Origin of the sequence: Leifsonia sp. 22587 (genome assembly GCF_052044215.1) — a bacterium.
GTDB lineage: Bacteria > Actinomycetota > Actinomycetes > Actinomycetales > Microbacteriaceae > Leifsonia > Leifsonia shinshuensis_C.
Map to the genome: position 1 here is coordinate 705,846 of NZ_JBQENB010000003.1, position 21,151 is coordinate 726,996.

Annotated in this window: 19 protein-coding genes; 14 read left to right on the forward strand and 5 right to left on the reverse strand. The window is 70.5% G+C overall.

The annotated features are described in order from the left end of the window. Nucleotides 1-28 precede the first annotated feature (28 nt). Nucleotides 29-760, reverse strand: a complete 732-nt coding sequence (locus ACTJI1_RS15590) for a GTP pyrophosphokinase (protein WP_310131896.1) — start codon at nt 758-760, stop codon at nt 29-31. A 108-nt stretch (nt 761-868) separates the two neighbouring features. On the opposite strand from ACTJI1_RS15590, the gene ACTJI1_RS15595 reads away from it, so the two are divergent. The 6 genes from ACTJI1_RS15595 (at nt 869) to ACTJI1_RS15620 (ending at nt 7,352) form a co-directional block, all read left to right on the forward strand. Further along, nucleotides 869-2,452, forward strand: coding sequence for an MFS transporter (locus ACTJI1_RS15595; protein ID WP_440743363.1), 1,584 nt, complete (start codon nt 869-871; stop codon nt 2,450-2,452). A 24-nt stretch (nt 2,453-2,476) separates the two neighbouring features. Continuing rightward, nucleotides 2,477-3,103, forward strand: a complete 627-nt coding sequence (locus ACTJI1_RS15600; RefSeq protein WP_440743364.1) for a pyridoxal 5'-phosphate synthase — start codon at nt 2,477-2,479, stop codon at nt 3,101-3,103. Between the two features lie 162 nt (nt 3,104-3,265). Then, entirely contained in the window at nt 3,266-5,128 is a 1,863-nt protein-coding gene (dnaK, locus tag ACTJI1_RS15605; protein WP_310131892.1) for a molecular chaperone DnaK, read from the forward strand. 2 nt (nt 5,129-5,130) lie between these two features. After that, complete coding sequence (locus tag ACTJI1_RS15610) at nt 5,131-5,829, forward strand: nucleotide exchange factor GrpE (RefSeq protein ID WP_310131891.1); 699 nt, start codon at nt 5,131-5,133, stop codon at nt 5,827-5,829. Between the two features lie 123 nt (nt 5,830-5,952). Then, entirely contained in the window at nt 5,953-6,936 is a 984-nt protein-coding gene (locus ACTJI1_RS15615) for a DnaJ C-terminal domain-containing protein (protein WP_310131890.1), read from the forward strand. A 2-nt stretch (nt 6,937-6,938) separates the two neighbouring features. Further along, nucleotides 6,939-7,352: a heat shock protein transcriptional repressor HspR gene (locus tag ACTJI1_RS15620; RefSeq protein WP_310131889.1), complete on the forward strand. Its 414-nt coding sequence runs from the start codon at nt 6,939-6,941 to the stop codon at nt 7,350-7,352. A 4-nt stretch (nt 7,353-7,356) separates the two neighbouring features. Here the strand turns inward: ACTJI1_RS15620 and ACTJI1_RS15625 are convergent, their stop codons facing one another. After that, a complete protein-coding gene (locus ACTJI1_RS15625) occupies nt 7,357-8,094 on the reverse strand; it encodes a cysteine hydrolase family protein (RefSeq protein ID WP_440743365.1) in 738 nt (245 codons plus the stop codon). 76 nt (nt 8,095-8,170) lie between these two features. Between ACTJI1_RS15625 and ACTJI1_RS15630 the strand changes: the two genes are divergently transcribed. From ACTJI1_RS15630 to ACTJI1_RS15640, 3 genes are all read left to right on the forward strand, one after another. Continuing rightward, complete coding sequence (locus ACTJI1_RS15630) at nt 8,171-8,590, forward strand: DUF4190 domain-containing protein (protein ID WP_310131885.1); 420 nt, start codon at nt 8,171-8,173, stop codon at nt 8,588-8,590. 110 nt (nt 8,591-8,700) lie between these two features. After that, nucleotides 8,701-9,744, forward strand: a complete 1,044-nt coding sequence (gene tdh / locus ACTJI1_RS15635) for an L-threonine 3-dehydrogenase (RefSeq protein ID WP_440743366.1) — start codon at nt 8,701-8,703, stop codon at nt 9,742-9,744. A 2-nt stretch (nt 9,745-9,746) separates the two neighbouring features. Beyond that, nucleotides 9,747-10,934 carry a glycine C-acetyltransferase gene (locus ACTJI1_RS15640; RefSeq protein WP_440743367.1) on the forward strand — a complete coding sequence of 396 codons (1,188 nt, stop codon included), beginning with the start codon at nt 9,747-9,749 and terminating at the stop codon, nt 10,932-10,934. A 7-nt stretch (nt 10,935-10,941) separates the two neighbouring features. Here ACTJI1_RS15640 and ACTJI1_RS15645 read toward each other — a convergent pair whose 3' ends face one another. Next, nucleotides 10,942-12,324, reverse strand: coding sequence for an alpha/beta hydrolase (locus tag ACTJI1_RS15645; RefSeq protein ID WP_440743368.1), 1,383 nt, complete (start codon nt 12,322-12,324; stop codon nt 10,942-10,944). Nucleotides 12,325-12,396: 72 nt separating this feature from the next. On the opposite strand from ACTJI1_RS15645, the gene corA reads away from it, so the two are divergent. Then, on the forward strand, nt 12,397-13,365 hold the full coding sequence (gene corA / locus ACTJI1_RS15650) for a magnesium/cobalt transporter CorA (protein ID WP_310131876.1): 969 nt from the start codon (nt 12,397-12,399) through the stop codon (nt 13,363-13,365). Here corA and ACTJI1_RS15655 read toward each other — a convergent pair. Continuing rightward, entirely contained in the window at nt 13,343-14,029 is a 687-nt protein-coding gene (locus ACTJI1_RS15655) for a TetR/AcrR family transcriptional regulator (RefSeq protein ID WP_440743369.1), read from the reverse strand. The genes corA and ACTJI1_RS15655 overlap by 23 nt on opposite strands. 82 nt (nt 14,030-14,111) lie before the next feature. Here ACTJI1_RS15655 and ACTJI1_RS15660 point away from each other — a divergent pair, with 82 nt between their 5' ends. The 3 genes from ACTJI1_RS15660 to ACTJI1_RS15670 all read left to right on the forward strand — a co-directional run bounded on the left by ACTJI1_RS15660 (nt 14,112) and on the right by ACTJI1_RS15670 (nt 18,344). Beyond that, nucleotides 14,112-15,761, forward strand: coding sequence for an amidohydrolase (locus tag ACTJI1_RS15660; RefSeq protein ID WP_440743370.1), 1,650 nt, complete (start codon nt 14,112-14,114; stop codon nt 15,759-15,761). Continuing rightward, on the forward strand, nt 15,758-17,146 hold the full coding sequence (locus ACTJI1_RS15665) for an APC family permease (RefSeq protein ID WP_440743371.1): 1,389 nt from the start codon (nt 15,758-15,760) through the stop codon (nt 17,144-17,146). Before ACTJI1_RS15660 ends, ACTJI1_RS15665 begins: the two co-directional genes overlap by 4 nt. 64 nt (nt 17,147-17,210) lie before the next feature. Continuing rightward, the gene (locus tag ACTJI1_RS15670; RefSeq protein ID WP_440743372.1) at nt 17,211-18,344 is read left to right on the forward strand and encodes a class I SAM-dependent methyltransferase; all 1,134 of its coding nucleotides are present in this window, start codon (nt 17,211-17,213) and stop codon (nt 18,342-18,344) included. Nucleotides 18,345-18,377: 33 nt separating this feature from the next. Here ACTJI1_RS15670 and ACTJI1_RS15675 read toward each other — a convergent pair whose 3' ends face one another. After that, nucleotides 18,378-19,343 (reverse strand): glycerophosphodiester phosphodiesterase, encoded by a 966-nt coding sequence (locus tag ACTJI1_RS15675; protein ID WP_440743373.1) that lies wholly within the window; start codon nt 19,341-19,343, stop codon nt 18,378-18,380. Between the two features lie 259 nt (nt 19,344-19,602). Between ACTJI1_RS15675 and ACTJI1_RS15680 the strand changes: the two genes are divergently transcribed. Beyond that, nucleotides 19,603-21,129 carry an APC family permease gene (locus tag ACTJI1_RS15680; protein ID WP_440743374.1) on the forward strand — a complete coding sequence of 509 codons (1,527 nt, stop codon included), beginning with the start codon at nt 19,603-19,605 and terminating at the stop codon, nt 21,127-21,129. Nucleotides 21,130-21,151 lie beyond the last annotated feature (22 nt).

The window sequence follows — 21,151 nt, forward strand, 5'->3', positions numbered from 1 at the left end:
TCGGCGACTGCGGTGCGAGGGTGCGCGGCTAGATCGAGGCGGGGAGGCTGTAGACCGTGCCGCGGTCGTCGCCGCGCACCTGCCGGTGCAGGTTCTCCATGGTCAGGTCGAGCTGGTTCGCGGTGCTCGCCGCCTGGGTCAGGTCGCGCAGCAGGCCTTCGGGAACCTCGCCGTCGTACTTGTAGTAGATCTTGTGCTCGAGGCTGGCCCAGAAGTCCATCGCCACCGTGCGCAGCTGGATCTCGACCGGCACCAGCACCGGTCCCTCGCTGAGGAAGACGGGCACCTCGACGATGACGTGCAGGCTCTTGTAGCCGTTGGGCTTGGGATGCGCGATGTAGTCCTTCACGCGCAGCGTCCGCACATCCTCCTGCGCGGTCAGGAGGTCGAACACGCGGTACACGTCGGAGACGAAGCTGCAGACGATGCGGATGCCGGCGATGTCGGTGATCGCCTCCCGGATCGCGTCGAAGCTCGGCTCGCAGTTCTTGCGGATGACCTTCTGCTCGATGCTCTCCGGCGACTTGAGCCGGCTCGAGATGTGCTCGATCGGGTTGTAGTCGTGCAGCTCGGCGAACTCCTCCCGAAGGATGCCCACCTTGGTCGAGATCTCGTCGATGCCGAACTTGTACGGCATGATGAACCGCGCGAAATCGTCCCGGAACGCCTGGACCTCGCTGAGCGTCGCGGGGTCGATGCTCTGCAGCGCCTCGATGGCGCGGGTGGAGAGGAGCGGGGCGGCGGCGGGGTCCGTTTCCATGCCCTCGACGCTAGCGACGGTGCTTGTGCGACCGGTGTGAATCGGGGGGTCCCAAACGCGGCGCGGTGTGCTTCCCTGAGCGTGCCAGGGGACGCGAGGAGGTACGCCATGAGTGCGGAGAGCACGACTCCGGTGCGGTTCAACGGACGGCTGGCGATCCTGCTGGCGATGGCGATGTTCGTGCTGGTGGTCGACACCTCGCTGATGAACGTCTCCATCTCGGCGGTCGTCCACGACCTGCACACGACGGTCAGCGGCGTGCAGAGCGCGATCGCGCTGGAGGCGCTGGTGTCGGCCGCGTTCATCCTGATCGGCGGCAAGACCGGCGACCTGATCGGCCGCAAGCTGGCCTATGTGCTCGGGCTGCTCGGCTACGCCATCGGCGCGATCGCGATGACGCTGGCGCAGAACCTGGCGGCGATCATCGTATTCTGGGCGATCATCGGCGGGATCGGCGCCTCGCTGCTGCTGCCCGCGATGCAGTCGCTCATCCACGGCAACTTCGAGGGCGCCCAGCAGAAGCGCGTGTACGCGCTCGTCGGTGCGTCCGCGGCGATCGCCGCGGCGGTGGGTCCGCTCCTCGGCGGCTTCATCACCACGTTCCTGTCGTGGCGCGTGGGCTTCCTGCTGGAGGCGGTCATCATCGCGGTCGTCCTCTCCGGCATCGGCCTGGTGAAAGACGTCAAGTACACCGGGGAGCGCTCGGTCGACCTGGTGGGCGCGCTGCTCTCGGTGATCGGGATGGGCGGCATCGTCACCGGCATCCTGGTCTGGCAGGAGGGCGGCGAGCGGGTGCTGCTGATCATCCTGGTCGGCGTGGCCGGCCTGGTCTCGCTGGCGATCTGGCTGCGCTCGCGGTCGCGGCGGTCGAAGCCCACGCTGCTCGACCCGCGGCTGTTCCGGTCGAAGCTGTTCCAGTCCGGCGTCTCCGGTCAGCTGCTCCAGCAGATCGCGCTCGGCGGCACGATGATCGCGCTGCCCATCTACCTGCAGATGGTGCTCGAGTACAACGCGCTGCTCTCCGGGCTGTCGATCGCTCCGCTCTCGCTGAGCATGTTCGCCGTCGCGCTGCTCGCCGGCCGCCGGCTGAAACGGCGGCCTGCCAACCTGATCCTCTGGGGCTTCTCGCTCGCCGTCGTCGGCGTCGCCGCGATCATCCCGCTGGTGCCGATCGCGACGTCGGGCTGGTACCTCACGCTCCCGCTGATCATCGCGGGGTCGGGGCTCGGGCTGCTGGTGTCGCAGCTCAACAACTACACGCTGTCCCCGGTCTCCGACGAGCGGGTGAGCGAGGCCGCGGGCGTGAACTCCGCGGCCGGGTCGTTCGGGCTCTCCTTCGGTCTGGCGTTCGCGGGCGCCATCATGCTGGCGACGCTCGCCGCGACGTTCACCGCGAAGACGGATGCGAGCACGGTGCTGCCGCCCGACGACAAGGCGCAGATCTCGCAGGTGCTGGAGACCGACGCCGAGGTGATGTCGAACACCAAGCTCATCGAGCTGCTCAAGACCGAGCCGCCCGAGGTGCAGGCCGAGGTCGTGCGCATCAACACCGAGTCGCGGCCGATCTCGCTGCAGGTCGCCCTGCTGGTGCCCGTGCTGGCCGGCCTGCTCGGCGTGGCGAACGCGTTCCGGATGCGCCGCCTCCCCGACCCGGCGCCCAGCGAGGCCGCGGAGGGCACCCTCGCCGGGTGAGCCCGCCGAGCCTAGGGTGGCGCTATGGCCAACACGCTCACGGGGGATGCCGACCTGTACCTGCCCGAGTTCGACGACCCGCCCGCCGAGCCCGGCGGCCTGCTCGCCGCCTGGCTCGAGCGCGCGAAGGCGCGCGGGGTGAGCGAGCCGCTCGCCGCGACCCTCGCGACCGCCGGCGCCGACGGCATCCCGGATGCCCGCACGGTGGCCCTCGTCGCGCTGGAAGCGGACGGCGTCACGTTCGGAACGGCGGAGCGCAGCCGGAAGGGACGGGAGCTCGCGGACAACCCGCGGGCGGCGGTCGTGCTGTACTGGCGCGAACTGGTGCAGCAGCTGCGGATCTCGGGCCCGGTCGAGCGCCTCGGCAGCGACGAGTCCGACGCCATCTTCGCCCGGCGCCGCCGCGAGGCGCAGGCGGCCACGGCCGTGAGCGAGCAGGATGCGCCCCTCGACGACCTGGACCTGTTGCGCACCGCGGCGCGCGACCTCCAGGGCGCCGAGGGGCCGATCGAGCGCCCCGAGAACTGGCTCGGCTACCGCGTGGTCCCGGAGACGATCGAGTTCTGGCACGGCAGCCCTGATCGCCTGCACCGCCGGCTCGAATACCGGCGGGGCGACGGCGGCTGGACGGTCCAGCGATTGCAGCCGTAGGGGAATAGCCGCACCTTCTCCAAAGTTGAGTCATGTGTACTCAAGTTTTGGACCCGCGCTCTTGACAGCATCCCACGCGGATGACAGTCTTGAGTCGTCGAGGCTCAACTCTTGACCACAGACTTTCACGGCACACGCCAGCAACAAAGGAGAGAAGCACACATGTCACGTGCAGTAGGTATCGACCTCGGAACCACGAACTCCGTCGTCTCGGTGCTCGAGGGCGGCGAGCCCACGGTCATCGCCAACGCGGAAGGTTTCCGCACCACCCCGTCGGTGGTCGCATTCACCAAGGACGGCGAGGTCCTCGTCGGCGAGACCGCCAAGCGCCAGGCGGTGACCAACGTCGACCGCACGATCTCGTCCGTGAAGCGCCACATGGGCACCACGTGGACCACCGAGATCGACGGCAAGAAGTACACCGCGCAGGAGATCTCCGCGCGCATCCTGCAGAAGCTGAAGCGCGACGCGGAGCAGTACCTCGGCGACACGGTGACCGACGCGGTCATCACCGTCCCGGCGTACTTCAACGACGCCGAGCGCCAGGCCACCAAGGAGGCCGGTGAGATCGCGGGCCTCAACGTCCTGCGCATCATCAACGAGCCCACCGCGGCCGCGCTCGCCTACGGCCTCGACAAGGGCAAGGAGGACGAGCTCATCCTCGTCTTCGACCTCGGTGGCGGCACCTTCGACGTCTCCCTGCTCGAGGTGGGCAAGGACGACGACTTCTCGACCATCCAGGTGCGTGCGACCGCCGGCGACAACCGCCTCGGCGGCGACGACTGGGACCAGCGGATCGTGGAGTGGCTCATCAAGCGCTTCAAGGACTCCACCGGTGTCGACGTCTCCAAGGACAAGATCGCGCTGCAGCGCCTGAAGGAGGCGGCGGAGCAGGCCAAGAAGGAGCTGTCGTCGAGCATGTCGACCAGCATCCAGCTGCCCTACCTCTCGCTGACCGAGAACGGCCCGGCCAACCTCGACGAGACGCTCACCCGCGCCCAGTTCGAGCAGATGACCAGCGACCTCCTCGACCGCACCAAGAAGCCGTTCCAGGACGTCATCCGCGAGGCCGGCATCAAGGTCGGCGACATCGCGCACGTCGTGCTCGTGGGTGGTTCCACCCGCATGCCGGCCGTCTCCGAGCTCGTGAAGCAGGAGACCGGCGGCAAGGAGCCGAACAAGGGCGTGAACCCGGACGAGGTCGTCGCCGTCGGCGCCGCCCTGCAGGCCGGTGTCCTCAAGGGCGAGCGCAAGGACGTCCTCCTCATCGACGTCACCCCGCTGTCCCTCGGCATCGAGACCAAGGGCGGGATCATGACCAAGCTCATCGAGCGCAACACGGCCATCCCCACCAAGCGCAGCGAGACCTTCACCACGGCCGACGACAACCAGCCGTCCGTCGCGATCCAGGTCTTCCAGGGCGAGCGCGAGTTCACCCGCGACAACAAGCCGCTCGGCACCTTCGAGCTGACCGGCATCGCCCCGGCCCCCCGGGGCATCCCGCAGATCGAGGTCACCTTCGACATCGACGCCAACGGCATCGTGCACGTGTCCGCCAAGGACAAGGGCACCGGCAAGGAGCAGTCGATGACGATCACCGGCGGGTCCAGCCTGCCGAAGGAGGACATCGACCGCATGGTGCGCGAGGCCGAGGAGCACGCGGCGGAGGACAAGAAGCGCCGCGAGTCCGCCGAGACCCGCAACCAGGCCGAGCAGCTCGTCTACTCGATCGAGAAGCTGATCAAGGACAACGAGGACAAGCTCCCCGAGGACGTCAAGAACGAGGTCCAGGGCGACGTCGACGCGCTGAAGACCGCGCTCGCCGGAGACGACGACGAGGCCGTGAAGTCCGCGTACGACACGCTGAGCGCCAGCCAGCAGAAGCTCGGCGAAGCGATCTACTCGTCGGCCCAGCCCTCCGAGGCCCCGGCCGGTGACGCGGGCGACGGTCAGCAGCCCACGTCGTCGGACGACGACGAGGACGTGATCGACGCCGAGGTCGTCGACGACGAGGAGAAGAAGTAATCATGTCGGACCAGAACGGCGGCTCCCCGGAGCCGGAACGCGAGGAGCCGGTCATCCGCGACAAGCGCAAGATCGACCCCGAGACCGGGAAGGTCCGGCAGCCCGAGGGCGACCAGGCGGCCGGCAACGGCACGCCCGCGGACGGCGGGGACGACGCCGGTGAGCACGACCTCTCCCACGAGGAGCTCATCGACGTCGGCCCGGCCGAAGGCCAGGAGCAGGAGGACGGGACCATCCTCAGCGATGACGACCTCGACATCCTCTCCGGGCAGACCACCGCGGAGGAGCTCGCGGCCGAGCGCCTCGCCGACCTGCAGCGGGTGACCGCCGAGTACGCGAACTATCGCAAGCGCACGGAGGCCAACCGCGAGATCGAGCGCGAGCGAGCGGTCGGCGACGCCGTCAAGGGCCTCATCCCGGTGCTCGACGACCTCGAGCGCGCGGAGAAGCACGGCGACCTGGGCGAGGGCAGCGCGTTCTCGACCATCGCGGCGAAGCTCCGCACCGCGGTCGAGCGCCTCGGCCTCACCCCGTACGGCGAGAAGGGCGAGCCCTTCGACCCGCAGATCCACGAGGCGATCTTCCAGCAGCCGACCCCCGGCGTGACGGCGGACACCGTCGCCGAGGTCGTCGAGACGGGCTACCGCCTGGGCTCCACGACCGTGCGGGTGGCGAAGGTCGTCGTCGCGGTGCCGGCCTGACCGGCATCCAGCGCACCACGGAGCGGCGGGAACTCGGTTCCCGCCGCTCCGCTCAGCAGGTGCGCCCCCACGTTTTCATGCAGACTTCATCCATCATCCACAACGACTTGAGAGGAGGCGCCCGTGGCTAGCCAGGACTGGTTCGACAAGGACTTCTACAAGGTGCTTGGCGTCTCCAAGGACGTCAGCGAGGCCGACCTCAAGAAGACGTACCGCAAGCTCGCCCGCAAGTACCACCCCGACTCCAACCCCGGCGACGCCGCCGCGGAGGCGAAGTTCAAGGAGATCAGCGAGGCCTACTCGGTGCTGAGCGACCCCGAGGAGCGCAAGGAGTACGACCAGATCCGCGCGATGGGCACGGGTGCCCGGTTCACCGCGCCCGGTTCGGGAGCGCAGGGCGGCTTCGACGACGTCTTCGGCGGGATGTTCGGCCAGGGCGGCAATCAGCGGTACACCTTCCAGCAGGGCGGCGAGTTCGACGACGTCTTCGGAGGGCTGTTCGGCAACGGCCGGTTCGGCTCGTCCACCGGCGGGTTCCGCGGCTACGGCGGACCGACCCGCGGCCGCGACGTGACCGCGCACACCACCATCGACTTCCTCACCGCCACCCGCGGCGAGACCATCACCCTCCAGGCATCCGACGGCAAGCCGATCAAGGTCAAGATCCCGGCGGGAGTCGCGGACGGCCAGAAGATCAAGCTGCGCGGCAAGGGCCAGCCGAGCCCCGACGGCGGAGAGCCCGGCGACATCGTCCTGACGGTCACCGTGCGCAAGCACCCCGTCTTCGAGCGCGACGGGCTCAACCTCCGTGTCAACGTCCCGGTGACCTTCACGGAGGCCGCGCTCGGCGCGACCATCGAGGTCCCGACACTCGGCGGAGACCCCGTGAAGCTGCGCGTCGCCCCGGGCACCCCGAGCGGCCGCGTGCTGCGCGTCAAGGGCCGCGGCGTCGAGACCCCGAAGGGCACCGGCGACCTGCTCGCCGTCGTCCAGGTGGCCGTGCCGTCCCACCTGTCCGGCGAGGCCAAGGAGGCGCTCGAGGCGTTCGCCGCGAAGCTCCCCGACGAGAACCCGCGCGACGACATCCTGGCCAAGGCCCGGAGCTGACGATGGACGAGAACAGCCAGGTCTTCGTGATCTCGATCGCGGCGGAGCTCGCGGGAATGCACCCGCAGACGCTCCGCCAGTACGACCGGCTCGGACTCGTCAGCCCCAGCCGCACCGCCGGAAAGTCGCGCCGCTACTCGATGCGCGACATCGCCAAGCTGCAGGAGATCGCCCGGCTCGGCTCCGAGGGCGTCAGCCTGGAGGGCATCCGCCGCATCCTGGAGCTCGAGGACCAGGTCGGCGAGCTCCGCGGCCGCGTCCGCGAGCTGGAGTCGGCGCTCGCCGACGAGCTCCTCAACCGGCCGGGCCGCCGCGTCTTCGCGGCCGGCTCGGAGGGCGAGGTCGTCTCGATGCGGGCCGGCACCCGCATCCGCCGCAGCAACCAGCTCGTCGTCTGGCGGCCGCTGGAGCGTTAGGCCGTCAGAGGGACGAGACGCCCTGCCCGACGTACAGGGTGTTCTGGATGTTGTGGGCCTCCTCGGCCGCGATGTCGTGGTCGATCCCGGCCCGCACCTCCCGCATGAGCTTGTGCAGCTCGGCGTGCTTCTCGGGCAGACGCGCGTGGCCGGTGCTGTCCCACAGGTTCGACACGGGGAGCGCGTCGCCGGCCTCGACCGCGAGCGTCCACTCCTCCGTCGTCGCGACGGCGGCGAACTCGGACTGCATCGTCACCAGCACGCTGCGGTGGAGGGCGTCCGCCGAGATCGCGCCGGCCTCGTTGACGAGGTCCAGCGTCCCGGTCGCGTCGGACAGGAACTCGACGGTGAAGCCGAGCTCCGCCGCATCCCGCGCCGTGCCCGCGCAGCAGTGCTGCGTCATGTAGCCGGCGATGGTGACCGTGTCGACGCCCGACGACCGCAGCCACTGCTCGAGGTCGGTGCCGGGGAAGGCCGACACGCTCGTCTTCTCGATCACGTGCGCCGGCGTCCGGTCGGCGATCGAGGAGTGCAGCGCCGCGCCCTCGGACCCGCGGGCGAAGACCGGTGAACCCTCGTCCTCGATGTGCTGCACGACGACCACCGGCACGCCGTGGTCGTCGGCCGCGTCCCACGCCACCTCGATGTTCGGGATGGACGTCATCAGGTCCGGGAAGCAGATCTTCAGGTTGCCGGTGACGTACTCGTTCTGCAGGTCGATCACGATCAGCGCGCGCTTCATGGCTGAACTCTAGCGCCGCGGACTCGCCCTCCGTGGGTCGTGTCCCCCCGGCGCTCGCAGCCCTTGCTGTGGACCGATGACGACGCCGCCGCAGGACCCGTACGCTCCACCGCCCCCGTACGGCTACCAGCCGTACCCGCCCGCGCCGGGCCCCGGATACGCCCCCGCCCGTCCGCCGAGCGTCCCCGGCCGCGTGCTGGGCATCGTCGGGTTCGCGCTCTCGTTCGTCTTCCCGTTCGACATCGTCGGACTCGTGCTCTGCATCGTCGCCCTGGTGCAGTCGCGGCGTGCGGGACACAACAACGGCTTCGCGATCGCCGGCATCATCATCTCGGCGGTCGGCATCCTGTTCTGCGCGGTGATCCTGGCCCTCCTGATCCCGGCGATGGTGGACCTGTTCCAGACCTGTGGCCGTCTCGGCAACGGTGTCCATCAGGTCGGCGGCGCCGTCTACACCTGCGAGCCCGGGTCGGCGCACAAGAGCTGGAGCTACTGAGCCGCCACCTCTTGCGCACGGGCGGCCTGGTCTAGGCTTTTGCTCGGCCGGAACCGCCCACAAGGCGCGGCCGCGCGATGAAGCACACCGACTCCCACGAGGAAGCGACGATGAAAGCCCTGTTCAAGAGCGAGGCCGCAGCGGGTCTCGAACTGGTCGACGTACCCGAGCCCGAGATGGGGCCGGAGGATGTCCGGATCCGCGTCCTGCGCACCGGCATCTGCGGAACCGACCTGCACATCCAGCGCTGGGACGACTGGGCGGCGTCCGCCGTGAAGGCCCCGCTGGTCCCCGGCCACGAGTTCTTCGGCGAGGTCGTGGAGGTCGGCCCGCTAGTCCGCGACGTCGAGGTGGGCGACCTAGTCTCCGGCGAGGGTCACATCGTCTGCGGCACCTGCCGCAACTGTCGTGCCGGGCGCCGCCAGATGTGCATCCGCACCCAGGGCGTCGGCGTGCAGCGCGACGGCGCGTTCGCCGAGCAGCTCGTGCTGCCGGCCACGAACGTCTGGGTGCACCACAGCGCCATCGAGCCGGAGGTCGGCGCGCTGTTCGACCCGCTGGGCAACGCCGTCCACACCGCGCTCGCGTTCCCGGTGGTCGGTGAGGATGTGCTGGTCACGGGATGCGGCCCCATCGGCCTCATGGCGATCGCCGTCGCGCGCCACGTCGGCGCGCGCTTCATCGTCGGCACCGACATCAGCGCGCAGCGGCTCGAGCTCGCCCGCGGGATGGGCGCCGACTTCACCGTCGACGTCTCGCAGCACGACATCCACGAGGCGCAGAAGGCGCTCGGGATGCGCGAAGGCTTCGACGTCGGCTTCGAGATGAGCGGCGCCCCGACGGCGCTGCCCTCGATGATCGAGAACATGAACCACGGCGGCCGCATCGCCATGCTGGGCCTCCCCGCCAAGCAGATCGCCGTCGACTGGGGGATCGTCGTCACCCACATGCTGACCCTCAAGGGCATCTACGGCCGCGAGATGTTCGAGACGTGGAACGCCATGGGCGCCATGCTGCAGACCTCCACGGAGCTGCACGACGCGATCGCGTCGATCGTCTCCGACCGGTTCGCAGCTCGTGACTGGGAGAAGGGGTTCGCCGCGGCTGCGGCGGCCGGCGGCGGCAAGGTCATCCTCGACTGGACGGAGGTCTGAACATGTACGGGAGCTTCCGGGAGCACATCGCGACCCAGCTGGAGGAGATCGAGGAGGCCGGGCTCACCAAGCGCGAGCGCAGCATCCACGGTCCGCAGTCGGCGCTGATCACGGCGGACGGCCACGAGGTGCTGAACTTCTGCGCCAACAACTACCTCGGCCTCGCCGACCACCCGGCCCTGCGGGACGCGGCCAAGTCGGCGCTCGACGACTGGGGCTACGGGATGGCCAGCGTGCGCTTCATCTGCGGCACGCAGGAGCAGCACCTGGAGCTGGAACGCCGGGTGTCACGGTTCCTTGGCACCGAGGCGACCATCCTGTTCTCCTCCTGCTTCGACGCCAACGGCGGCGTCTTCGAGACGCTGTTCACCGCCGAGGACGCCATCGTCTCGGACGAGCTGAACCACGCATCCATCATCGACGGCATCCGCCTGTCGAAGGCACAGCGCTACCGCTACAAGAACCGCGACCTGGACGACCTGCGCACGCAGCTGCAGGCGGCTCGGGATGCGGGAGCCCGCTTCACGGTCGTCGTCACCGACGGTGTCTTCTCGATGGACGGCTACATCGCCCCGCTCGCGGAGATCTGCGACCTCGCCGACGAATTCGGCGCCCTGGTGTTCGTCGACGACTCCCACGCCGTCGGCTTCGTGGGCGAGCACGGCCGCGGCACCCCGGAGTTCTGTGGGGTGTCCGACCGCGTCGACATCTACACGGGCACCTTCGGCAAGGCGCTCGGCGGCGCCTCCGGCGGGTACGTCTCCAGCCGCCGCGAGATCGTCGACCTGCTGCGCCAGCGCGCGCGGCCGTACCTGTTCTCGAACACGCTGGCGCCGTCGATCGTCGCCGGCACCCTCGCCGCACTCGACCTGCTCGAGCAGTCGGACCACCTCCGGGCCCAGCTCGTCACGAACGCCGAGCTGTTCCGCCGGCTGATGACCGAGGCGGGATTCGACCTGCTGCCGGGCGCGCATCCCATCGTCCCGGTCATGTTCGGGGATGCGGCGCTCACCGCCCGCATCGCCGACGAGATGCAGCGCCAGGGCGTCTACGTCACGGCCTTCTCGTACCCGGTCGTTCCCAAGGGGCGGGCGCGCATCCGCGTGCAGCTGTCCGCGGCGCACACCGAGGAGGAGATCCGTCGCTGCGTGGACGCGTTCGTCGCGTCCCGGGACGCGGTCGCGGCGTAGCGGGCCCTTACTCCTCCACCGACGCCCGCGGCCCGCGCAGCGCGGCGCCGCGGCGCGCGAAGAAGAGCGCGAGCGCCACGACCAGGAACACCGCCAGCGCCGACAGGTCGACGATCGCGACGGTGCCGGCGACCGCGGCTGCCTGGGTCACGCCGCACGCCCGCGCGGTCTGGTCCGCAGCACAGAGGAAGCGGTCTCCGGAGCCGGTCGCGCCCGTCTTCAGCCACGAGCCGATCAGCTGGTTGTACGCCGTCTCGAGGCCCTTCGTGAGCGTCGGGCCGGAGTGCCCTTCGCCCGGGACCGCCCAGTACGTGACCTTCCAGCCGGCGTCCTCCGCCGCGGTGGCGGTCGCCTCCACCTGCGGGCGGAACTTCGCGTCCTCTTCTCCGGTCACGAAGATCCCGACGACGGGTTCCGGGTAGTCGTGAGCGCTGAGGACGTTCGCCGGCCAGGTCTTCTCGTAGGCGACCTGGTCGCCGCCGAAGTACCGGTCGCGGGTCGCGGCCGGCCGGTACTCGCCCGGCTTGTCGGGACCGGAGACGTCGACCACCGCGCCCCACTGCTGCGGGAACAGCGCGCCGAGGTAGGCGGCGCACTCGCCGCCGTGCGAGAAGCCCGCGATGACCCGCTGCGTCCGGTCGTGCGACGCGGGGAGGTTGGCGTCGATCCAGGCGGGCACATCGTTCGACAGGTACGTGACCAGCTTGCCGCCCGAGGTGTCCGCGCACGGCGGGTTCTTGTCGACCGCTCCCAGCTGGTCCACGACCAGCACGAAGGGCGCCTGGTTGAGCCGGTCGTCGCCCAGGCTGTGCAGCGCATCCAACGTCGCCCCGAGGGTGGGGTTGCCGGGCTGGCCCATCATCATCTCGACCACGGGCCGTGTCGCGGAGGGGTCGCGCAACCAGCCGGGCGGCACGAACAGGTGGGCGTCGCGCGCTGCGAAGCCCGAGGCCGTCGGGGGGATGCGCACCGCGAGCTGGTACCCGTCCGCCAGGGTCTTGGCGGTGACGGGGACGGCGTGGCCGGCGACGACGGGCTGGGCGGTGGCCGGGACGGCGGCCAGGCCGATGGCACCGAGCGTCAGCACGGCGGCGAGCCCGGCGATCACCGCCCGGATCGCCCTCCGGTCCGTCGACTGCAGCAGGTCGCCGATCGCGAGCGGAAGCACCGTCGCGGCGAGCAGCAGCACGAACCATCCCGCCCCGGTGAGGTCCGGCCGGGGGAGCAGCAGCACCCCGAGCAGCACCAGGAGGAGTCCGGCGATCTGGCCGGCGACGACGGCGATGACGGTGGCGGTCGCCCGGAAGCGCCACGACCTGCGCACGAACCGGGAGGCCGGGTACGCGCCGACCACGACGAGGGCGGCGGCGAGCCAGGGCAGGGCGGACATCGCGGCCAGTCTATGGCCACGGCGATCGCAGCCGGCCCGGCGGAGGTACGGTTGCGTCAGAGAGGAGGCGGGATGATCGTCGACAACGCCGTGTACGTGGACGGCCTCCGTACCGAGCCGCCGTCGCTCGAGGAGACCTGCGAGACGGTCCGCGACCGCGGCGGGTTCGCCTGGATCGGCCTGTACCGGCCGAACGCGGAGGAGCTCGGCGCCGTGGCGAAGGAGTTCGACCTGCCGCCGCTCGCCGTCGAGGACGCCCTCGCCGGGCACCAGCGCTCGAAGATCGAGAAGTACGGCGACATGCTCTTCGTCGTCCTCCGTCCCGCCCACTACATCGACGAGACCGAGAAGGTCGAGTTCGGCGAGGTGCACGTCTTCCTCGGCGCGGACTTCGTGATCACCGTCCGCCACTTCGAGTCGCCCGACCTCGCCCGCGTCCGGCGCAGGCTCGAAGGCGACGCCGCCCTCCTCGCGCACGGTCCGATCGCCGCCCTGTACGGCATCCTCGACGAGATCGTGGACGAGTACGCTCCGGTGGTCGCCGGGCTCGAGGATGACATCGACGAGATCGAGGACCAGCTGTTCTCCGGCGACCGCGGTGTCTCGCGGCGCATCTACGAGCTCTCGACCGAGGTCATGCACTTCCAGCGCGCCGTCGACCCGCTGCGCGACGTGCTCGCCAACCTGCGGCAGGGCCTGCTCGCCCGCGAGGAGGACGAGGGGCTGCGGGACGCGTTCCGCGACATCGAGGACCACGTCATCCGGGTCACCGAGCGGGCCGAGGGCTTCCGCCAGATCCTGCAGAACGCCCTGAGCGTCCACACCACCCTGGTCGGCCAGCAGCAGAACGACGAGGTGAAGAAGATCTCGGGATGGGCGGCCATCCTGTTCGCGCCGACCCTGGTCGCCTCGGTCTACGGCATGAACTTCCGCATCATGCCCGAACTGCACTGGGCGCTGGGGTACCCGTTCGCGCTGCTGCTGATGCTCGGGATGGGCGTCGGTCTCTACTTCGTGTTCAAGCGGAAGGGCTGGATCTAGCCAGCAGCGCGTACCGCGCCCGCAGGCCCTCCACCAGCGCGGTCAGCCCCACCTCGAACGCCGCGTCGGCGGGCGGCGTGGCCCCGAGACCAACCCCGCGGGCGCGGTAGGCGGCCGCGAACGCGGGCACCTCCTCCTCGGCGCCGCTCGGGTCGAACATGTCCCCAGGCGCGATGGCGTCGAGCGCCGAGCCGAGGATGAAGGACTCGACCGCGACGATCGTCGGCAGCACCTCCGGCTCGGGCCACCCGGCGCGGACCATCGCGGTGACGACGGTGTCGTACATGTGCATCGTGCGGAGCGCACCGGTGAGCGGCAGGGTCGCGAGCAGAGCGATCGTCGGTGGATGTGCGGCGAACGCCACCCGGTACGAGTGCGCCCAGGCGATCATCGCCGCATCCCAGGGCTGCGACGCGAACGCGCTGACGTCGATCCGGTCGGAGACCAGTTCGCGGACCGCGGCGATCACGTCCTCCTTGCCGTCCACATGGTTGTAGAGGGCGCTGGGCCGCACGCGGAGCGCCTGGGCCAGCCGCGCCATCGTGAAGCCCTCGGCGCCGGACTCGTCGAGAAGCCCCAGCGCCGCATGCGCGATGAGGTCTCGGGTGAGCACCGTCGTCCGGGGACGCCCCGCCCGGCGCGCCGGGCGATCGATCTCGGCCATGCTCTTCCCCTCCGGCTCGATCACACCCTAGTATCTGACGAAATAAAAGAACGACGTTCATTTATCCGGATGCGGAGGGTGCATGGGCACGACGGTCTTCACCAACGGGACGATCCTTTCGAGTTACCGCGCGGACGCCGCGGAGCACGACGCCGTCGCCGTCGAGGACGGCCGCATCGTCGCCGTCGGCGAGGACGCGCAGGCCCGGCGGTCCAGCGCCGACGAGACGGTGGACCTCGAGGGCGGCGTGCTCGCATCGGCCTTCGGCGACGGGCACGCGCATCCCCTGCAGGGCGGCCTCGAACAGCTCGGCCCGCAGGTCCGGGCGTGCGCCTCCGTGGATGAGATCGTCGCCTGCGTGAAGGAGTGGGCGGACGCGCATCCCGAGCAGGAGTGGATCTACGGCGGCAGCTACGACGCCACGCTCGCTCCCGACGGGATGTTCGACGCGCGCTGGCTCGACGCCGCCGTTCCCGACCGCCCGGTCGTGCTGCGGGCGTGGGACTATCACACCGTCTGGGTCAACTCGGAGGCCCTCCGCCGGGCCGGCATCGACGCTGCGACTCCCGAGCCGGCTCTGGGCCGCATCCCGCGCCGCGCCGACGGGTCGCCGCTCGGCATCCTGCAGGAGCCGGGCGCGGTCGACCTGCTGCTCCCGGCCGAGCCCGGGCGCACCCACGAGGAGCGGGTCGAGGCCCTGCGGCTGGCGACCGCCGACTACGCCGCGCTCGGCATCGCCTGGGTGCAGGATGCGTGGGTCGAGCCGGCGGAGGTGGAGGCGTACCTGGATGCGGCGGCCCGCGGGTTCCTGTCCACCCGCGTGAACCTGGCCCTGCGTGCCGACCCGGTCAGCTGGCGCGACCAGGTGCCCGGCTTCGTGGAGTCGCGGCGGCGCGTCGAGGAGCTCGGCGATCCGCTGCTCACCGCGCGGACGGTGAAGGTCTTCGTCGACGGCGTGATCGAGAACCACACCGCGGCGATGCTCGACGACTACGTCGACACACCGGGCGACCGCGGCCTCCCGAACTGGGACGCGCGCGAGCTCGCCGCCGCGGCGGTCACCTTCGACAAGCTGGGCTTCCAGCTGCACCTGCACGCGATCGGCGACGCGGCGGCCCGCACCGCACTCGACGTCTTCGAGGAGGTCGAGCGCGTCAACGGGCCGCGCGACCGCCGCCCCGTGATCGCGCACGTGCAGGTCGTCGACCCGGTCGACCTCCCCCGGTTCGAGCGCCTCGGCGTCGTCGCCAACTTCGAGCCGCTCTGGGCGCAGCTCGACCCGATGATGCTCGACCTGACGCTGCCCCGCCTCGGCCCCGAGCGCGAGCGGCTGCAGTACCCGATCCGCACCCTGCTCGAGTCCGGCGCCGTCTCCTTCGGGAGCGACTGGCCGGTCAGCAGCGCGGACTGGCGGCCCGGCGTCGCGACGGCGGTCACCCGCCAGACCGACGACCGCGTGCCCGCAGCGGGGTGGATCCCCGCCGAGCGCATCCCGCTCACCGATGCTCTGGAGGCGTACTCCTCCGGCGTCGCGCACCAGGCCTTCGCCCGCACACAGCGCGGCGAACTCCGGCCGGGGTCCGCCCCCGACCTGGTCTGGCTCGACACCGACCCGCGCCACGTGGAACCGCACGACCTGCGATCCGTCCGCGTGCTCGGAACCTGGGTCGACGGCGTCCGCCGCTCGGCCACCGACCTGCACCACTCGCTCGAGAGAGGCCGCACCACATGACCACGACCGACCTTCCCGTCCAGCCGCGCCTGAAGCGCGCGCTCGGCCCGACCGCCCTCGTGCTGTTCGGGCTCACGTACCTGGCGCCCGTGACGGTGTATACCACCTATGGAATCGTCACCGAGTCGACCGACAACCACCTGCCGTCCGCCTACGTCGTCGCTCTGGTCGCGATGCTGTTCACGGCGCTGAGCTACGGCGCGATGGCGCGCGCGTACCCGGTGTCCGGTTCGGCGTACACGTACACGCAGCAGTCCTTCGGCGGCCACGTCGGCTTCCTCACCGGCTGGACGCTGATGCTCGACTACCTGTTCCTGCCGATGATCAACTTCCTGCTCATCGGGCTGTACCTGAACACGCAGTTCCCGGATGTGCCCGGCTGGGTGTTCGCGCTGGCGTCGCTGCTGCTCGTGCTGCTGTTCAACCTCCTGGGCATCACTCTGGTGAACCGGCTCAACATCGCGATCGTCGCGCTGTCGGTGCTGCTCGTCGTCGTGTTCGCGGTGCTGGCGATCAAGGAGCTGGTGACCAACCCGTCCTCGCAGACGCCGAGCCTGATCGAGCCGTTCCTGCCCGGCTCCGGCGGTCTGGGGCCGATCTTCGCGGGCGCCGCGGTGCTCGCCCTCTCGTTCCTCGGCTTCGACGCGGTGTCGACGCTCTCCGAGGAGGCGAAGAACCCGAAGCGCGACATCCCGCGCGCCATCCTGCTCACCACCCTCATCGGCGGCGCGATCTTCATCCTGGTGTCGTGGCTGGGCGCGCTCGTGTACCCGGACTGGCGCGACTTCGCGAACGTGGACTCGGCCGGCGTCGACCTGATGGCGAAGGTCGGCGGCACTTTCCTGACGTCGTTCTTCGTCGCGGTGTACGTCGTCGGCGCGTTCGGCTCCGGGATGACGACTCAGGTCAGCGTCTCGCGCATCATCTACTCGATGGGGCGCGACGGCGTCTTGCCGCGGATGTTCGGTCGGCTGCACTCGCGGTTCCGCACGCCGTGGGTCGCGGCGGTGGCGGTGTCCATCGTGTCGCTGCTGGCGCTGGTGCTCACGCTCGACCAGGCGGCGACGATGATCTCGTTCGGCGCGCTCGCCGCCTTCTCGATGGTGAACCTCTCCGTCATCCGGCACCACCTGTTCCCGAAGGGCGGCCGCGCGGCGCCGTCCGCGGGGGAGTGGGTGCGCTACGGCGTGCTCCCGGCGATCGGGTTCGTCCTCACCGTCTGGCTCTGGACCTCGCTCACCGTCACGACGTTCATCGTGGGCCTCTCGTGGATGCTCGTCGGCGTCGTCTACCTGGCGGTGCTGACGCGCGGCTTCCGCCGGAAGCCCCCGATGATGGACTTCACCGAGAAGGAGGAGCTGGTGGAGGAGGGCGCCGCCGCCTGAGCGCGGCCCGCCTGAGCACCGGCCGCGGATGCTGCGGGGCGCGCCCTCTGGTTGACTGGAGGGCGTGTCCTCCGCAGCGCCCGGCTTCCCGTACGAGCGGCTGCGCCGTCGGCCCGACGTCGAGGCGCCGAACCTGTTCGCGTCGGACGCTGCCGACCGGCTGCTGGCCGACCTCGCGGGCGACGCCGTGCTCGAGCCCGGTCTCGTCGTCATCGGAGACGCGTACGGGGCGCTCGCCCTCGCCGCGGCCTCCCGGGGCGCCCGCGGCATCCGGGTGCACCAGGATGCGCTGACCGGCGAGCGGGCGCTCGACGCGAACGCCGCCGAGCTGGGCCTCGAAGGGACGTACGAGCACCGGCCGCTGGACGACTCGCTGCTGCGTGGCGCCCGCACCGTGCTGCTGCGGCTGCCGCGCAGCCTGGACGCGCTGGCCGAGACCGCGACGCTGATCGCGGAGCACGCCCGTGCCGACGTGGTTGTCTACGCGGGCGGAATGCTGAAGCACATGACGACCGCGATGAACGCCGTGCTGGCGGAGGTGTTCGGCGACGTGAAGGCGTCGCTGGCGCGGCAAAAGGCGCGCGTCCTCACGGCGCGGGAACCGCATCCCGCCGCCGCCACCGTGCTCGACCGCTGGCCGGAGCGATCGCTCGACGCCGATACCGGCCTCTGGGTGTGCGCCCACGGCGCGGCGTTCGCCGGGACGACCGTGGACATCGGCACGCGCTTCCTGCTCTCGGTGCTCGACGACGCCGTCCCGGATGCGCGCACCGCGATCGACCTCGGCTGCGGCACCGGTCTTCTCGCGGCGGCGCTCGCCGCATCCCGGCCCGACCTCCGGGTGATCGCCACCGACCAGTCGGCCGCGGCCGTCGCCTCGGCCGCGGCGACCGCAGCGGTGAACGGCGTGGCGGACCGCGTCACGGTGGTGCGTGACGACGGCCTCGCCGCACAGCCCAACGCCTCCGCGGACCTGATCGTGCTCAACCCGCCGTTCCACATCGGCGGTGCCGTGCACACCGGCATCGCCCACCGCCTGTTCGCGGACGCGGGACGCGTGCTCGCTCCCGGCGGCGAACTGTGGACGGTCTGGAACTCCCACCTCGGCTACCGCCCCGCGCTGGAGCGCGCCGTCGGCCCCACCCGCCAGATCGCGCGCAACCCGAAGTTCACGGTCACCGCCTCCCACCGCCGCTGACCGGCCGCGCCCGGCCCGGCGCGGCCCGCTGCGTCAGCGCACCGGGCCGGAGGCGAGCACCTCGCGTACGCCGGAGACCACGAGACCGGCCGCTCCGCGCTGGAGCGACAGCTCGGCGTCCGCGCGCGAGGGGACGATGTGGGCGAGGACGGGCTTGTCCCCGGCGGTCATCGAGCGCCACGTGTTCGCATCCGCCTCGTAGTCGAGACCCAGCCAGGTCCACTGAGCTTGAGTCGAGGGGAGGAGCGACGGGTCGGCGGCCAGCTCCGAGCCGTAGTAGTAGCCCCACGTGCGGAATCCGCGGCTCTGCGCATCCAGCGGCCATGCCGTCGTCGTGCAGTAGCCCTTGGCGACGAAGGTCCGGGTGGGATGCCGCGCCTTCGCCATCAGCGCGAACAACTCGCCCAGATGCTCGGTCGGCGCCACCTTCGGGTCCACGAAGATCGTGTGGGTGTCCGCGTACGCGTCGACCAGGTCGTCGAACCGCAGGTACGGCTGCGCCGGCTGACCCGGGTCGGTCGTCTCAGCCGCCGTGATGCGGTAGCGCTGCACCTCCGCCCAGGTGTGGTCCGCGGCGAAGAACCCGGAGGTGCCCGACGTGCGATCGAGGGTCGCGTCATGCAGTCCGAACCAGACGCCGTCGGAGGTCCGTGCAAGGGAGATCTCCAGGGCGTTCACCCCCAGCGCCACGGAGTTGCGGTACGCCTCCATCGACATCTCGGGCCAGTCGAGCGACCCGCCGCGGTGCGCGACCGTGAAACCGGGACGCGCGAGCAGGCGGTCGGCGAGGAGCCCGTCGCCTGCACTGCTCGGCGTGGGCGTCGGGCTGGCCGTGGGGGCGCTCTTCGTCTGCCCACCGAGCAGTCCGGGGAGGAGCACGGCCCCACCGCCCACCACCACTGCTGCCCCGACGAGTCCGCCCGCGATGCCCCCGATCAGCGCGCGACGCGAGACGCGGCGCGTCTCGGAGGAGGGCGTGAGGTCGTCGGGATCGGGCATGCGCAACCCTAGGCATCCCCGGCGCGGCGGATCAAGCGACCCTCTCGGGGGTGGAGCGCATCGCCTGCCGTGCCACGACCCGTTCCGTCGTCAATGTGCAACTTCACAACGTTTTCAGAATGCGAACAAGCTTTCCGCAACCGGATCCGTCGTAACGCGCTTGTCCTGAACGCCGGATGTTGCTAACGTCCCTCTATCGCACACCGGCGTTGCGCCCCCAGCTACGCCGTACCCTCGACCCTCGCAGCCAGGGAGAGCAATGACGCAGACCAGTTCCCGGCCGGACGCCCCGCACGACGGCGCCGCGCACACCACGGGAGAGAACCACCACGCCCTCAAGGCCGACGGCGTCTCCGCCGCCGGCTCGGTCGTCATGGCCGTGGCGGGCAGTGCGCCCGCGTACTCGATCGCGGCCACCACGGCGACGCTCGTCGGGGCCGCAGCGCTCGGCGCCCCGGCCGCCCTGCTCTGGTGCGGCATCCCGATGCTCGGCATCGCGTGGGCGTTCCTCTACCTCGGGCGGCTCGACGTGAACGCCGGCGCCGCCTACTCGTGGGTCGCCCGGGCACTCCACCCGATCCTCGGCTTCCTGTCCGGATGGGCGCTCGTCATCTCGGCGACGATCTTCATGGTCGCCGGAGCCCTTCCGGCCGGCGCCATGACCGTCACGCTCTTCGCGCCCGAGCAGGCGAACAACGTCGCGCTCATCACCGGCGTCGGCGCCCTGTGGTTCCTCGTCATGGCGGCCTGTGTGCTGTTCGGCGTGCACGTCACCGCCCGCGCGCAGTGGATCATGTCGGTGATCGAGGTCGGCATCCTCATCGTCTTCGCCGTGCTCATGATCGTCCGCGCGGCCACATCCACCCACGCCGGCCCCTCGTTCTCGTGGGACTGGCTCGGCTTCCAGCACCTCACCGGGCAGGGCGTCTTCGTCTCGGCCGCCCTCATCGCCGCCTTCTACTTCTGGGGCTGGGACGTCGCCGCGAACCTCAACGAGGAGACGAAGGACGGGCACAAGAACGCCGGCTCCGCGGGCATCATCGGCGTCATCATCGTCTTCCTGCTGTTCGAGATCTTCACGATCGCGACCATGGTCATCCTCCCCGCCAAGACCATCGAGGACAACAGCGCGAACGTGCTGTCGGTGCTCGGTGACGCGGTCTGGCCCGGCATCGGCGGCAAGATCCTCGTCGTGGCGGTCGCGCTCTCCACGATCGCGACACTCGAGACGACGCTGATCCAGGTCACCCGGACGCTGTTCTCGATGGGACGCGACAACACCATCCCGAAGATCTTCGGCAGCATCCACCGCCGCTGGCGCACGCCCGCGTTCGCGACCCTGATCGTGGTCGGCGTCTCGGTGCTGCTCTTCCTCGGCGCGAACCTGATCGGTCAGGGCGTCGGCGAGATCATGACCAACGCGATCGCGTCCATCGGCATCCAGATCGCGTTCTACTACACGCTCGCCGGTGTCGCCGTGGTGGTGGCCTACCGCCGGGTGCTGCTGAAGTCGGTCAAGAACTTCATCCTGATCGGCCTCTGGCCCGCCGTCGGCGCAGTGTTCATGGGCGTCATCTTCGTGCTGGGCATCGTGCAGAACTTCCAGGACGACGCCGTGATCGTGAACGTGCTCGGCCTGGGCTTGATCGTGGTCGGCATCGTCCCGATCGCGCTCTTCTACCGCAAGGCCAGCGGCTACTACAAGCGCCGTCCGCTCGAGCTCCCCGAGGAGCTCGACGCCGCCGCCCCCGCCAACATCGACGACCGCGACCCCGCTGCCCGCTGACCCTCCGCCCCCGGGGGATCCG